The following is a 13,793-nucleotide window of genomic DNA, read 5'->3' on the forward strand; positions in this document are numbered from 1 at the left end:
AGTCGTAGTCGTCGGCATGCTCACGGACCAATCGGACCGCCTTGGCCTTGGTGTTCTCGTCGTACTTGCTTGGCATCGTGCCATCCTTCCCAAGAAAGGAAGTGCGCACGAAACCCGGGACGATTCAGATCATCAAACTACGCCCGCATTGGCACGACGACTCCATCAACAAGGGCGTGATCAAAGTCGTCTACTCCGGCTCTCCGCAAGACCAGGGGATCGTTGCCAAACACGTTCGCCGCGAAAGCCAAAACAAAGCGATTCAGGAGCGGCTGCGCGACGCCGAGGACGAGCTGCAGATCGTAGTCGTCAAGGACATGATGCTCACCGGCTTCGACGCGCCGCCGCTACACACGCTCTACCTCGACCGCCCCCTCAAGGGTGCGCTGCTGATGCAGACGCTGGCGCGAGTCAACCGAACATTCCGTGGCAAGCCATCGGGACTCTTGGTCGCCTACGCGCCGTTGGCGGAAAACCTCGCCGCAGCGCTCGCCGAATACACGGAGACCGACCGCAACACCAAGCCCGTCGGCAAGGACATCGACACAGCGGTGAAGCTGACCGCCGATCTCGTCGGCCAACTCGACCAGCTGTGCGCCGGATACGACTGGAGGTCGAAAGCCAAAGTGCCGCAATATGGATGGATGCGGGCCGCGATCGGCCTCACCGCCTACCTCCGCTCACCATCCACTCCGGAAAATCAGGTTCCCGACGGAGAGCCGAACCTTGGGGACCGGTTCCGCAAGCTCGCCAACCACCTGGCGCGCGCGTGGTCGCTGTGCGCCGGCAACGAAACCGTTGATGCCTTGCGGCCGACAATCAGGTTCTACGAGCAGGTCCGGGTATGGATGGGCAAGTTCGACGCCGAACAGCGGCGCGCCGAAGGCAAGCCGGTCCCAGAAGAGATCAAACGGTTGCTTTCCAGCCTCGTCGATGAATCGACCGCGTCGGGCGACATTCTCGACATCTACGACGCTGCGGGCCTGCCGAAGCCGGCGCTGTCTGACCTTGGCCCGGACTATGAAGCCAAGGCTAAAGCCGCATCGCACCCGCACCTTGCGATCGAGGCGCTGCGCGCGGTGCTGACCCAGGAGCTTGCTACGGCCACGAAGAACAACGTGGTGCGGCAGCGCGCGTTCTCCGATCGAATCGCCGATCTGATGCGCCGTTACACCAACCAGCAACTCACCTCTGCCGAGGTGATCGCAGAGCTAATCGCGATGGCGAAAGAGGTTGCGGCCGAAGCGCTTTACCCCGCTGCTATCCCACGATGAGTTGGCCTTCTACGACGCGGTAGCCCAGAACCAGTCCGCGGTCGAGCTTCAGGGAGAGGAAGTGCTGGCCCAGATCGCGCGCGAGCTGGTTGGTGTGATGCAGCGTGACACCAAGACCGACTGGACCGTGCGTGACGACGTACGCGCCAAGCTGCGCTCCTCGATCAAGCGCCTGCTGGTGAAGTACCGGTACCCGCCGGACAAGCAGCCGGAAGCGATCAAGCTGGTCATCGAACAAATGGAGGCGCTGGCACCGCACTACGCGGAGCGGGCACGCCATGCCGGTTAACGTCGAGAAGCCGCGAACGAGCACCAAGCAGCCCGCGCGCCACCCTGAAGCGCTATTTTAGCGCTATAGCGCTAAAATAGCGCTATGGCCACAATACAGATCCGCGAGATACCCGAAGAAGCCTACGAGGTCATCCGCAAGCGCGCCCGTGCCGCGGGGCGCTCCATCCAGTCCTACATGCGAGATTGGGTGATCCAGTTCGCGAGCCGTCCGACCACCGACGAAGCGCTGGCAGCCATGGAAGCCGCGCGAGAAGCCAGCGAGACACCGGGGGCGACCAGGGAGTCCATCCTCGCCGACTTGGCTGCGGACCGGCGGTGAACGACTACGTCATTGATGCGTCGGCGCTGGTGCTGGCCCTGGCCGGCAAGACGAAAGCCGCCGACAGACTTCGGGCCCGCCTGCCGGGCATGCGGCGACACGCGCCACACCTGATCGACGCCGAAGTGGGCAACGTGCTGCGTCGCCATGAGCTTGCGGGTCTCATCAGCACTAGGGAGGCTGAGACTGCGGTGCGTGTCGCCAGCTTGCTCATTGACGACCGATATCCGCACGTCGGCATACTTGCTCGACGCGCATGGACCCTGCGTCACGCCATGACTTTCTACGACGCGCTCTACGTGGCACTCGCCAGCAACCTCGACATCCCACTACTCACCGGCGATGCCCGTCTTAGCCGCGCGCCCGGACTGATCTGCCAGGCTGAACTGGTTTGAACAACAGGCCCTGGTTGGACCGAGGGTTGGGTGCGACAGCCTCAGAGCCCACCAGCACGACCCCGCTAGGGTGAGCGCCGTGGCCCAAACCGCCCCGCTACGCGTGCACCTGATCGCCAAGACCGAGTTCTTGACGCCGCCCGACGTGCCGTGGACCACCGACGCCGACGGCGGCTCGGCGCTGGTGGAGTTTGCCGGCCGGGCGTGCTACCAGAGCTGGTCCAAGCCCAACCCCAGGACCGCGACCAACTCCGGATACCTCAAGCACATCATCGACGTCGGTCATTTCTCGGTGCTCGAACACGCGAGCGTGTCCTTCTACATCACCGGGATTTCGCGGTCGTGCACCCATGAGCTGATCCGGCACCGCCACTTCTCTTATTCGCAGCTGTCGCAACGCTACGTGCCGGAAGGTGACTCGCAGGTCGTCGTGCCCCCGGGAATGGAGGACGACCCCGAACTGCAGCAGATCCTGATCGCCGCCGCCGACGCCAGCCGCGCCACCTACACCGAGCTGCTGACCAAGCTGGAGGCCAAGTTCGCCGACCAGCCCAACGCCGTGCTGCGGCGCAAACAGGCACGCCAGGCCGCCCGTGCCGTGCTGCCCAACGCCACCGAGACCCGCATCGTCGTCACCGGCAACTACCGGGCGTGGCGGCACTTCATCGCCATGCGGGCCAGCGAGCACGCTGATGTGGAGATCCGGCGGCTGGCCATCGAGTGCCTGCGTCAGCTGGCCGACGTCGCCCCGGCGGTGTTCGCCGACTTCGAGGTTACGACCCTGGCCGACGGCAGCGAGGTGGCGACGAGTCCGTTGGCGACCGAAGCCTGAGCTTCGGCCCGGCACACGCGCCGACGCTGCTGCCAAAAAGCTTGGCGTCGCCAGGTAACCTTGGACAACGTGAGCACCGTCGGATTCGACGTCCCAGCGCGCTTGGGGACACTGTTGACCGCGATGGTGACACCATTCGGCGCCGATGGCTCCCTGGACGCCGCCGCCGCGGCGTGTCTGGCGAATCGCCTGGTGGACCAGGGATGCGATGGCCTGGTGGTTTCGGGTACCACCGGTGAGTCGCCGACGACCACCGACGACGAGAAGCTCGAGTTACTGAGTGTGGTCTTGGAGGCGGTGGGTGACCGGGCCCGGGTGATCGCCGGCGCCGGCACCTACGACACCGCGCACAGCATCCGGCTGGCCAAGTCCTGCGCCGCCGAAGGTGCGCACGGGCTGCTGGTGGTCACCCCGTACTACTCGAAGCCGCCGCAGAGCGGGCTGCTGGCACACTTCGCCGCCGTTGCCGACGCGACCGATCTGCCGGTGCTGCTCTACGACATCCCGGGCAGGTCCGGCGTGCCGATCGAGCCCGAGACCATCCGCGCGCTGGCGTCGCACCCCAACATCGTCGGGGTCAAAGACGCCAAAGCCGACCTGCCCAGCGGCGCCCAGATCATCGCCGACACCGGACTGGCCTATTACTCCGGCGACGACGCGCTCAACCTGCCCTGGCTGGCAATGGGCGCCATCGGGTTCATCAGCGTGATCGGTCATCTGGCGGCAGGTCAGCTTCGCGAGTTGCTGTCGGCCTTCCAGTCGGGCGACATCGCCACCGCACGCAAGATCAACGTCGCGGTAAGCCCGTTGTGCAAGGCGATGAGCCGTCTGGGCGGCGTGACCATGGCCAAAGCGGGCCTGCGGCTGCAGGGCATCGATGTCGGAGACCCCCGGCTGCCGCAGATGCCCGCAACACCGGAGCAGATCGACGCGTTGGCCGTCGACATGCGTGCAGTGTCGGTGCTTCGGTGAGTCAGAGGGCGAGCCACCCGTGAACGAAGACCTCCCGCCGCCAGCTCCGTTGGCCGCGGGCGGATTACGGGTCACCGCGTTGGGCGGCGTCGGCGAAATCGGCCGCAACATGACGGTTTTCGAGCATCTGGGCCGGCTGCTGATCATCGACTGCGGGGTGCTGTTCCCCACCCACGACGAGCCGGGTGTCGACTTGATCCTGCCCGATCTGCGTCACATCGAAGACCGCCTCGACGACATCGAGGCGCTGGTGTTGACGCACGCGCACGAGGACCACATCGGGGCCATTCCCTTCCTGCTCAAGCTGCGTCCCGACATTCCCGTCGTCGGCTCCAGGTTCACCCTGGCGCTGGTCGCCGCCAAATGCCGTGAGCATCGGATCAAACCGGTGTTCGTCGAGGTGGCCGAGGGGCAGAGCAGCAGACACGGGGTCTTCGAGTGCGAATACTTCGCGGTCAACCACTCCATCCCCGACGCACTGGCCATCGCGGTCTACACGGGTGCGGGCACCGTCCTGCACACCGGCGACATCAAGCTCGACCAACTGCCGCTCGACGGACGTCCCACCGACCTGCCCGGCATGTCCCGGCTCGGCGACGCGGGCATAGACCTGTTCTTGTGCGACTCCACCAACGCCGAGATTCCCGGTGTCGGACCATCGGAAAGCGAAGTGGGCCCCACGCTGCACCGGTTGATCCGGGGCGCCGAGGGCCGGGTCATCGTGGCATGCTTTGCCTCCAATGTGGACCGGGTGCAGCAAATCATCGATGCTGCAGTGGCTTTGGGCCGGCGAGTGTCATTCGTGGGCCGGTCGATGGTGCGCAACATGAGCATCGCAAGGGAATTGGGTTTTTTGCGGGTGGCAGATTCCGACCTGATCGACATCGCCGCCGCGGAGATGATGCCGGCCGAACAGGTGGTCCTGATCACCACCGGCACGCAGGGTGAACCGATGTCGGCGTTGTCTCGGATGTCGCGCGGCGAACATCGCAGTATCACTCTGACTTCGGGTGACCTCATCGTGTTGTCGTCATCGCTGATTCCCGGAAACGAGGAGGCGGTCTACGGCGTCATCGACGAACTCTCCAAGATCGGAGCTCACGTTGTCACCAATGCGCAAGCACGGGTGCATGTTTCCGGACACGCATACAGCGGCGAGCTGCTGTTTCTGTACAACGGGGTACGGCCGCGCCATGTGATGCCGGTACACGGGACCTGGCGAATGCTGCGCGCCAACGCCAAGCTCGCGGCCGGCACCGGAGTTCCCGAAGAGTCAATCCTGTTGGCCGAGAACGGGGTCAGCGTCGATCTGGTCGGTGGCAGAGCATCGATCGCCGGTGCCGTACCGGTCGGCAAGATGTTCGTCGACGGGCTGATCACCGGCGACGTCGGCGAAATCACGCTGGGTGAACGGCTGATCCTGTCGTCGGGCTTTGTCGCGGTGACCATCGTGGTCAAGCGTGGCACCGGGCGCCCGGTGGCGGCGCCGCACCTGTATTCGCGTGGCTTTTCCGAGGATCCCAAGGCGCTGGAACCCGCCGTGCGCAAGGTCGAGGCGGAGCTGGAATCGCTGGTCGCCGCCAACGTCACCGATCCCACCCGGATCGCGCAGGGCGTGCGTCGCACGGTCGGCAAGTGGGTGGGCGACACCTACCGCCGCCAGCCGATGATCGTGCCCACGGTGATCGAGGTCTGACACTCGAACCTCGTCGTCGCAGGTGGCCAGTGAGGCGCCCGGGCAAACGCACCGGCCACCCCGCCAATACCCGCACGACGATGTGACGACGTGTTCGCCGACGGCCGACATCGATTGGAGTTTCCCGCTCGCCTGCCATACTATGCAATGGAAGAAAAGCTACAATGGCTACTGTTACTAGCGGTAACAGTTTGGCTCCCGGCTTGATGACGTTGCGCCGGAAGGCTTTTGCTATTTTCACGTCCCGTTATCGTCGTATTTCCACGCCGAGGAGAGATATGTCCCGCAACACGGTCTGCTGCCACGAGTCCCTCTTCGGGCAAGTGGAATCCGCATACTCGAGCCCCGTCTTCGTGGCTGGCGCCATCGGTTAGCCAGAGCGCCGTCGGTTAGCGGGCGGCAGCTACCCGCCTTCATTGCATGGCGTAGCGGGAAGCATGCACTCGCTACGTCCCGTGTCCGATCCAGAGCGCGGCAACGGGCGTCGATCCGCCGGCGTTGCGCCGGCGACGCATGACATCAGATGAAATGCCCTATGCCGCTAGACAATCGACTCGCGTTCAATGATCAAGCGAGGTTTCTCGCACTGCGCGCGACCGGTCTGACACCGGTGGCTCAGTGGGTGTGGGTTTACCAGCGCCCGGTCGACCTGGATGGCCTGAGGCGTTTTCAGCGCAATCTCGGTCACGGATTGTTGGGACGGCGAATCGAGCGTTCTCCGCTGCCATTCGCCCGGCATCGGTGGATCTCACCAGGGGTCTCGTCGGGCATTGATATCGCCCGGCACTCCCGTCCGCGTGCGGAGTTAATCGACTGGGCCGACGAACGGGCGCAACTGCCTGTCGATCCGGAATGGGGCCCTGGCTGGCATCTCGGCGTGCAACCGTTTTCCGACGGCTCGACGGGCGTCAGCTTGGTGGCTTCGCACTGCTTGGTCGACGGGGTCGGTGGCGGTCTCGCGATTGCCGATGCGATCAAGGGCAATATGGGCGATCTCGGTTACCCGCGGCCGCGTTCAGGTGCTCGACTGGTCGCAGCGCTGTCTGATGCCCGCCAAACCGTGCAAGGCTTGCCCGAGGGTGCCCGGGCACTGGTGGCGGCGACCAAGCTTGCCCTGCATCGCAAGCGAAACATTGCCCCGTCAGGTTCATCGCGGCCGCTCGTCATCGGCGCCGCCAAGGGTGACGCTGTTGCCATGCCGGCTATCGTCATCTTTGTTGATCTTGAGGATTGGGATCACCGGGCGAAAGCTCTTGGCGGCACGAGTAATTCGCTGTTCGCAGCGTTCGCCGCGAAACTTGCCGAGCGAGTGGGATGTCGGCGCGCCGACGACGGCCGGATCCGGGTGGGTATCACCGTCAACGAGCGTTCCGAGGGCGACATGCGTGCGAACGCATTCTCGCTGGCGACCGTCGATGTCGACCCGACCGGCCTCACAACCGATTTGTCCGGTGTACGGGCGAGCATCAAACACGCTCTCGCCGCTTTGCCGGAGGCAGTTGCCGAGGCGGCGCAGCTGCAACCGTTGATCCCGTTGACGCCCGAGTGGCTGGCAAGACGAATGACCGGCACATTGTTGGCGACTCCAGCGGTGGGCTGCTCCTACCTTGGCGACATCGACCCGATGATCGGCCGGCCCGACGGCAGCGATGCGGATTCATTCTTCGTGCGCGGGGTCACGCAGCACGTAACGCGACAGATCGTCGAGCAGGTGCGTGGCATGACCGCCGTGTCGGGTGGCCGCATCGGCGACAAGGTTTGTATCGCCGTCCTCGTCTACGAACTCGACCCCAATTCCAAGTCTGACCTGCGTGAGCTGGCCGCAGAAACGCTGACGGAGTTCGGCCTGAGCGGCGCGATCGGCTCTACTGCCGACAAGGCAGATGTCTAAATCTTCTCCGCGTAGGCCGACCACTCGATTTCCGAGGCCTTGAGTTTGCGGCCGGTGGGCGCGACATAGCGCTGGACGAGTTCGTCGGGCCCGGCTTGTTCCACCAGCCGCCATCCGTACTCGGCGAGAAAATCGGCCACCTGCTCGGGCAGCAAGCCGAAATGCCACAGCTGACGCCGCTGCCGGACTGCGCGGTACAGCGTCCGGGTGCCGTACCGGTTACTCCCGTCGATGAAGTCGCGGCGCACGTAGGTGAACACCAAGCGACTGCCCGGTGCGGTGGCACGCAGTCCGTCCAACGTCCGCCGGACGGCGCGTTCGCTGAGGTACTGGGTCACGCCTTCGCAGATGAAGAAGACCCGGTAATCGGTGCGATAGCCGTGCTCGGCCAGTGCGGTGAGCAGATCGTCATGCTCGAAATCCAAGGCTACCAACCGAACTGACAACGGCAACTCGCCCAGCACGCGCCGTACCGTCTTGGCCTTTCGCGCGATGTTGACCGGCAGGTCCACCTCGAAGACCGGGATGCGTACCTGCCGGGTCAACCGATAAGCGCGGGTGTCCAATCCGGCGCCGAGAATGACGACCGCGTCGACGTCGTCGAGTGCCGCGGTGAGCAAGTCGGCGATGAATCGTTTGCGGCACATCAGGCTCGCCCACAGCCCGCGGCCCGACCACTCCGACCCCGCGATGAACAGGCGCCGGAGTGTCGTCGGCCGGGTGGCGCTGACGAGCCAGCGCAGCGGCCTGGGCAAGAACAGGTCCGCGAGGTCGTCGTCCACCAGCCGGTGTTCGGGTGGCTCGTTTTGTTCGACGGCCGATAAGACCATCGGGCCGAATGCAGTCTGCGCAGCGGGATTTCGGGCCATCAGCTACCTCTTGTTCACACAACCCGCGTCGACCGGCAACGCCACGCCGGTGATGTATCGGGCTTCGTCGGACACCAGCCATGCAACGGCGTTGGCGACGTCCTCTGCTTGCAGAATCTTCACCGGCAACGCGTTGCCCGAGCCCGCCGCCGAGCCGGTCTGAGCGGCCAGGTCGGCAAGCCACTGCGCGGTGAACTCGTTGTCGATCATCGGGGTGCCGACCGCGGACGGATGCACGGAGTTTACTCTAATATTATGGGGCGCAAGCAAATTGGCGTATAGCCGCATCAACCCCACCAGTCCGTGTTTGGCGGCGGTATAGCCGATGGAGCCGGCATCGGCGCTGCCGAAGCCGGCCAGTCCGGCCGCCGAACTGATCAGCACGATCGAGCCCCCAACCCCTTGGGAGATCATGGCGGGTATCGCGACATCCACGGTGTGGTAGACGCCGGTGAGGTTGACGTCGATGACGTCGCGCCAGCCGTCGGCGCCCGACTGCATCGGGGCGATCCCGGCATTGGCGACGACGATATCGAGCCGGCCGAACTCGTCGAGACCCGCCCGCAGCGCGGCGGCCAGCGACGCGCGATCGCGGACGTCGGCTTGTTGTGCCACGGTGCGCGCGCCGGTCTCCTCGACGAGCTTGACGGTGTGTGCCAGGTCGTCGGCGGTGCCCAGCGGGTAGGGCACGCTGGCGATCTGCTGGCACAGGTCGATCGCGATCACGTTCGCCCCGTCGGCCGCCAGCCGAACCGCGTGGGCGCGACCCTGACCGCGCGCGGCTCCGGTGACGAAGGCGACCCGGCCGCTCAGCGGCCCTTGCGACGACCCTGCCATCAGGGCCGAAGCTGCCCTTTGCCCGGATCGCCCGCCGGGATGGGCTGCAACATCTTGATGTCGGGGGCACCGACCAAGTGGTCACCGGCCGCCTTGAACATCTTGGCGACTGCGGGAGCGGTGCTGTGGACTTTGAGTGCGTCGGCGTCGGCCCATTGCTCGACGAAGACGAATGTCCCACCCGTTTGATGCAACGAGTACAGCTCGCAGCCGGGTTCGCCGTGCACCTCTTCGACCGCGGTGGTCAGGATGTCGCGGACGGTGTCGACCGACTCGGGCTTGACGGTCAGCGTGGCGACGACGACGACGGGCATGCTGGGGCCTCCTGGGAGCCGTGGCGGATTATCGGCGGCGTGACGCGGCATGACCGCGGATGACCATTGTCACCTCTAGCCACCCTACTCACGCCCGCCGGTCACGAGGCGAGCACGGGTTGGAGAAGCGAGCGTTACCAGTGTGGCATGTGGTGCAGAAGATGTATTTGCGACTAGGCTTGCCGGCATGGCCAATCGGACCGTTGCCCGCTCCGGAAGCAGAACGAGCAGGTCAAAAGCCACTTCGCGGGGGGCGACGCGCAGCGCACGGTCGGCCGCGCCTAGGACGGGCAGGAAGAGCCCGACCAGGTCGGTCAAGCGGGTGAGCCGGCCCCCGCGGCGGCGCAACCAATCCCTGCTGGCATCGACCGGGCTGACCTGCGGCCGGGCCCTGCGCGCGACCTGGCTGATGGCGGCCAGGGGCACCGGGGGAGCGGCGCGGTCGATCGGGCGCGCGCGGGACATCGAACCCGGACATCGCCGCGACGGTGTGGCGCTGGTCCTGCTGGGCCTTGCCGTGGTCGTCGCCGCCGGTTCGTGGTTCCACGCCGCCCGGCCCGTCGGGGCGTGGGTCGACGCGGTGCTGCGGATACTTATCGGCTCGGCCGTCGTGTTGCTGCCCATCGTCCTCGTCGCCACGGCAATAGTGCTGATGCGGACCCAGCCCAATCCCGACACCCGCCCGCGGCTGATCCTGGGATCCAGCCTGATCGCATCGTCTTTCCTGGGATTACGGCACTTGTGGGCCGGTTCGCCGGAAACTCCGGCGTTGCGCGGGCACGCCGCCGGGTTCATCGGATTTGCGATCGGCGGGCCGTTGTCGGACGGGCTGACGGCGTGGATCGCCGCGCCACTGTTGTTCATCGGTGCGCTGTTCGGGCTGCTACTGCTCACCGGAACCACGGTCCGCGAGGTGCCCGACGCGCTGCGCCGCATCTTCGGCACGCGGCTATTCCAGCGTGACTACCTCGAAGACCACGACTACGACTACGAATACGACCAGGGCTGTGACGACTTCGCGGGCGACGATGCGGACACCGTCGAGGTCGCGCGCGAGGATTTCTCCGACGGCTACTACGACGAAGTCCCGCTGGGGCCGCAGAGCTCCCCGCCGGCTGACGACGACGTATCGACCGTTCCCGAACCGGCGATCGGGCGCGGCCGCAAGCGCAGCTCCAAGAAGCAGGACACCCAAGCACTGGACCGCGTCGTCGAAGGTCCCTACACACTGCCCTCGCTGGAGCTGCTGGTGGCCGGCGATCCACCTAAGAAACGAAGTGCGGCCAACAACCACATGGCCGCCGCCATCGGCGAGGTGCTCACTCAGTTCAAGGTGGACGCGGCCGTCACCGGCTGCACCCGCGGGCCCACCGTCACCCGCTACGAGGTCGAACTGGGGCCCGGCGTCAAGGTCGAGAAGATCACCGCGCTGCAGCGCAACATCGCCTACGCCGTGGCCACCGAGAGTGTGCGGATGCTGGCCCCGATCCCCGGCAAGTCCGCAGTCGGCATCGAGGTACCCAACACCGACCGGGAAATGGTGCGGCTGGCCGACGTGTTGACGGCGCCGTCGACCCGTCGCGACCACCATCCGCTGGTGATCGGGCTGGGCAAGGACATCGAAGGCGACTTCATCTCGGCCAACCTGGCCAAGATGCCGCACCTGCTGGTCGCCGGATCCACCGGCTCCGGCAAGTCCAGCTTCGTCAACTCCATGCTGATATCGCTGTTAACGCGGGCTACTCCGGAAGAGGTCAGGATGATCCTGATCGACCCGAAGATGGTGGAGCTGACGCCGTATGAAGGCATTCCGCATCTGATTACGCCGATCATCACCCAGCCGAAGAAGGCAGCGGCCGCGCTGGCGTGGTTGGTCGAGGAGATGGAGCAGCGCTACCAGGACATGCAGGCGTCGCGGGTGCGCCACATCGACGACTTCAACGACAAGGTGCGATCCGGCGCGATCACCGCGCCGCTGGGCAGCCAACGGGTGTACCGGCCCTACCCCTACGTCGTGGCGATCGTCGACGAGCTGGCCGACCTGATGATGACCGCCCCGCGTGACGTGGAGGACGCCATCGTGCGGATCACCCAGAAGGCGCGGGCAGCTGGCATCCACCTGGTGCTGGCCACCCAGCGCCCGTCGGTCGACGTGGTCACCGGGTTGATCAAGACCAATGTGCCGTCGCGGCTGGCCTTTGCCACCTCGTCGCTCACCGACAGCCGGGTGATCCTGGACCAGGCGGGCGCGGAAAAGCTGATCGGCATGGGCGATGGCCTGTTCCTGCCGATGGGCGCCAGCAAGCCGATCCGGCTGCAGGGCGCCTACATCACCGACGAGGAGATCCACGCCGTCGTCAACGCGTCCAAGGACCAGGCCGAACCCGAGTACACCGAGGGTGTCACCACCGCCAAGCCCACCGCCGAGCGCACCGACGTCGACCCGGACATTGGCGACGACATGGACGTCTTCCTGCAGGCCGTGGAGCTGGTGGTGTCCAGCCAGTTCGGTTCGACGTCGATGCTGCAGCGCAAACTGCGAGTGGGTTTCGCAAAGGCCGGCCGGTTGATGGACCTGATGGAGACTCGCGGCATCGTCGGGCCCAGCGAGGGTTCCAAGGCGCGTGAGGTGCTGGTCAAGCCCGACGAGCTGGCCGGGACGCTGGCATTGATCCGCGGCGGCAGCGGCGCCGACGGCGACCCCGAGTAACGCCGAGCAGACACCGAATCGCATTTCGCGGGCCCCTCGAGTGCGATTCTGCGTCTGCTCGCGGGGGTCAAAGCACCAGCAGCATCCGGGAGTTGCCCAGGATGTTGGGCTTGACGTAGCTCAGATCCAGGAATTCGGCGACCCCGATGTCATAGGACCGGCACATCTCCTCGAACACCTCGGCGGTGACCGGCGTGCCCTCGATCTCGGTAAATCCGTGCTGGGCAAAGAAATCGGTCTCGAAAGTCAACACGAACAGCCGCTTTAGCTCAAGTTCGCGGGCAACCTCGAGCAACCGGTCGACGATCGCGTGGCCGATGCCGCGACCCGTCATGGCGGGGTCGACCGCGACGGTACGGATTTCCCCGAGATCGGCCCACAACACGTGCAGCGCCCCGCAACCGACCACTTTGCCCTGGATGTCGGGGTGTTCGGCCACCCAGAATTCCTGTACCGCTTCGTAAAGCGTTACCAGGTTCTTTTCCAGCAGGATCTTCCCCGCATAGGTGTCGACGAGTTTCTTGATCGCAGGCACGTCCGACGCGCGGGCCCGCCGGACTACCGGTTGGAAATCCCGTGGACTTTCGGTCACGGGAAAACAGTATCGACATCGGCGACGGATGAGCTGGTCAACCGTTATTCTGTTGCCGTGCCCGGGCAGCCGCAAACAGGTCAGATGCCAGGAACTGCCCGTATTGCCAACCTCGCCAATATTCTGACCGGCCTGCGGCTGGTGTTGGTGCCGATTTTCTTGTACGCACTGTTCTATGACGGCGGCCACCAAACGCCTGCCCGAGTCGCGGCATGGGCGATATTTGCCGTTGCCAGCATTACCGACCGGTTCGATGGCTTGCTGGCCCGCAACTACGGCATGGCGACCGAATTCGGCGCATTCGTCGATCCCATTGCCGACAAGACCCTGATCGGGGCGGCGCTGATCGGCCTGTCGATGTTGGGCGACTTGCCCTGGTGGATCACGGTGTTGATCCTGGCCCGCGAGGTCGGGGTGACGGTGTTGCGGCTGGCTGTGATTCGCCGCGGTGTCATTCCCGCCAGCTGGGGCGGCAAGCTCAAGACCGTGGTCCAGGCGGTGGCGATCGGCTTGTTCGTGTTGCCGCTGTCGGGCGCGCTGCACACGGCGGCGGTGGTGGTGATGGCCGCTGCCATCGTGCTTACCGTGGTGACCGGTGTCGATTACGTGGCATCCACAGTCAGGGAGATTCGCGCGGGGAGCCCCGGGGCTAAGTAATCGGGGGGCTGCCAGCTGTTGCGGGTTGAGTGGTCGGTAGTTGTCAGTGGTGTGCGGTAGGAACAAAGGTATGAATCTGGCGGCGTGGGCTGAGCGCAATGGTGTTGCGCGGGTGACTGCGTATCGCTGGTTTCGCGCTGGTCT

Annotated in this window: 12 protein-coding genes and 2 pseudogenes; 10 read left to right on the forward strand and 4 right to left on the reverse strand. The window is 65.3% G+C overall.

The window, feature by feature from the left end; translation table 11 throughout:
- Positions 1 to 125: 125 nt before the first annotated feature.
- From EET03_RS32660 to EET03_RS09160, 7 genes and pseudogenes are all read left to right on the forward strand, one after another.
- Positions 126 to 1,563: pseudogene (locus EET03_RS32660) on the forward strand (type I restriction enzyme endonuclease domain-containing protein); the annotation flags it as partial.
- 84 nt (positions 1,564 to 1,647) lie between these two features.
- A complete protein-coding gene (locus EET03_RS09135; protein WP_063469055.1) occupies positions 1,648 to 1,884 on the forward strand; it encodes a FitA-like ribbon-helix-helix domain-containing protein in 237 nt (78 codons plus the stop codon).
- Complete coding sequence (locus EET03_RS09140) at positions 1,881 to 2,279, forward strand: type II toxin-antitoxin system VapC family toxin (protein ID WP_075541202.1); 399 nt, start codon at positions 1,881 to 1,883, stop codon at positions 2,277 to 2,279. The genes EET03_RS09135 and EET03_RS09140 overlap by 4 nt, the downstream gene beginning before the upstream one ends.
- Positions 2,280 to 2,358: 79 nt before the next feature.
- Complete coding sequence (thyX, locus tag EET03_RS09145; RefSeq protein ID WP_075541211.1) at positions 2,359 to 3,111, forward strand: FAD-dependent thymidylate synthase; 753 nt, start codon at positions 2,359 to 2,361, stop codon at positions 3,109 to 3,111.
- Between the two features lie 69 nt (positions 3,112 to 3,180).
- Positions 3,181 to 4,083: a 4-hydroxy-tetrahydrodipicolinate synthase gene (dapA, locus tag EET03_RS09150; protein WP_075541212.1), complete on the forward strand. Its 903-nt coding sequence runs from the start codon at positions 3,181 to 3,183 to the stop codon at positions 4,081 to 4,083.
- A 19-nt stretch (positions 4,084 to 4,102) separates the two neighbouring features.
- Entirely contained in the window at positions 4,103 to 5,779 is a 1,677-nt protein-coding gene (locus EET03_RS09155; RefSeq protein ID WP_075541203.1) for a ribonuclease J, read from the forward strand.
- Positions 5,780 to 6,314: 535 nt separating this feature from the next.
- A complete protein-coding gene (locus EET03_RS09160) occupies positions 6,315 to 7,670 on the forward strand; it encodes a condensation domain-containing protein (protein WP_208649025.1) in 1,356 nt (451 codons plus the stop codon).
- Here the strand turns inward: EET03_RS09160 and EET03_RS09165 are convergent.
- Genes EET03_RS09165 through EET03_RS09175 form a run of 3 tightly spaced genes read right to left on the reverse strand, consistent with a single transcriptional unit; the run spans position 7,667 to position 9,690 of the window.
- Positions 7,667 to 8,539, reverse strand: coding sequence for an SAM-dependent methyltransferase (locus tag EET03_RS09165; protein WP_099194086.1), 873 nt, complete (start codon positions 8,537 to 8,539; stop codon positions 7,667 to 7,669). The two genes, EET03_RS09160 and EET03_RS09165, sit on opposite strands and share 4 nt — an antisense overlap.
- A 3-nt stretch (positions 8,540 to 8,542) precedes the next feature.
- Complete coding sequence (locus EET03_RS09170; protein WP_075541206.1) at positions 8,543 to 9,376, reverse strand: mycofactocin-coupled SDR family oxidoreductase; 834 nt, start codon at positions 9,374 to 9,376, stop codon at positions 8,543 to 8,545.
- Positions 9,376 to 9,690 (reverse strand): putative quinol monooxygenase, encoded by a 315-nt coding sequence (locus EET03_RS09175; RefSeq protein WP_075541207.1) that lies wholly within the window; start codon positions 9,688 to 9,690, stop codon positions 9,376 to 9,378. The genes EET03_RS09170 and EET03_RS09175 overlap by 1 nt, the downstream gene beginning before the upstream one ends.
- A gap of 187 nt (positions 9,691 to 9,877) precedes the next feature.
- Here EET03_RS09175 and EET03_RS09180 point away from each other — a divergent pair, with 187 nt between their 5' ends.
- Positions 9,878 to 12,400, forward strand: a complete 2,523-nt coding sequence (locus EET03_RS09180; RefSeq protein ID WP_075541208.1) for an FtsK/SpoIIIE family DNA translocase — start codon at positions 9,878 to 9,880, stop codon at positions 12,398 to 12,400.
- A gap of 67 nt (positions 12,401 to 12,467) precedes the next feature.
- Here the strand turns inward: EET03_RS09180 and EET03_RS09185 are convergent, their stop codons facing one another.
- Positions 12,468 to 12,992, reverse strand: coding sequence for an amino-acid N-acetyltransferase (locus EET03_RS09185; RefSeq protein ID WP_075541209.1), 525 nt, complete (start codon positions 12,990 to 12,992; stop codon positions 12,468 to 12,470).
- 84 nt (positions 12,993 to 13,076) lie between these two features.
- On the opposite strand from EET03_RS09185, the gene pgsA reads away from it, so the two are divergent.
- Together pgsA and EET03_RS09195 are read left to right on the forward strand one after the other, a co-directional pair.
- A complete protein-coding gene (gene pgsA, locus EET03_RS09190) occupies positions 13,077 to 13,649 on the forward strand; it encodes a CDP-diacylglycerol--glycerol-3-phosphate 3-phosphatidyltransferase (protein WP_075541210.1) in 573 nt (190 codons plus the stop codon).
- A 70-nt stretch (positions 13,650 to 13,719) separates the two neighbouring features.
- Positions 13,720 to 13,793, forward strand: a pseudogene (locus tag EET03_RS09195) (IS607 family transposase); the annotation flags it as partial.

Source organism: Mycobacterium innocens, from assembly GCF_900566055.1.
Classification (GTDB): Bacteria; Actinomycetota; Actinomycetes; order Mycobacteriales; family Mycobacteriaceae; genus Mycobacterium; species Mycobacterium innocens.

What these genes read in the sequence shown, in the direction of transcription:
- EET03_RS09135 (WP_063469055.1), top strand. Translation starts at nt 1,648, where the DNA reads ATGGCCACAATACAGATCCGCGAGATACCCGAAGAAGCCTACGAGGTC.
- EET03_RS09160 (WP_208649025.1), top strand. Translation starts at nt 6,315, where the DNA reads ATGCCGCTAGACAATCGACTCGCGTTCAATGATCAAGCGAGGTTTCTC.
- EET03_RS09165 (WP_099194086.1), bottom strand. Translation starts at nt 8,539, where the DNA reads ATGGCCCGAAATCCCGCTGCGCAGACTGCATTCGGCCCGATGGTCTTA.
- EET03_RS09170 (WP_075541206.1), bottom strand. Translation starts at nt 9,376, where the DNA reads ATGGCAGGGTCGTCGCAAGGGCCGCTGAGCGGCCGGGTCGCCTTCGTC.
- EET03_RS09175 (WP_075541207.1), bottom strand. Translation starts at nt 9,690, where the DNA reads ATGCCCGTCGTCGTCGTCGCCACGCTGACCGTCAAGCCCGAGTCGGTC.
- EET03_RS09180 (WP_075541208.1), top strand. Translation starts at nt 9,878, where the DNA reads ATGGCCAATCGGACCGTTGCCCGCTCCGGAAGCAGAACGAGCAGGTCA.
- pgsA (WP_075541210.1), top strand. Translation starts at nt 13,077, where the DNA reads ATGCCAGGAACTGCCCGTATTGCCAACCTCGCCAATATTCTGACCGGC.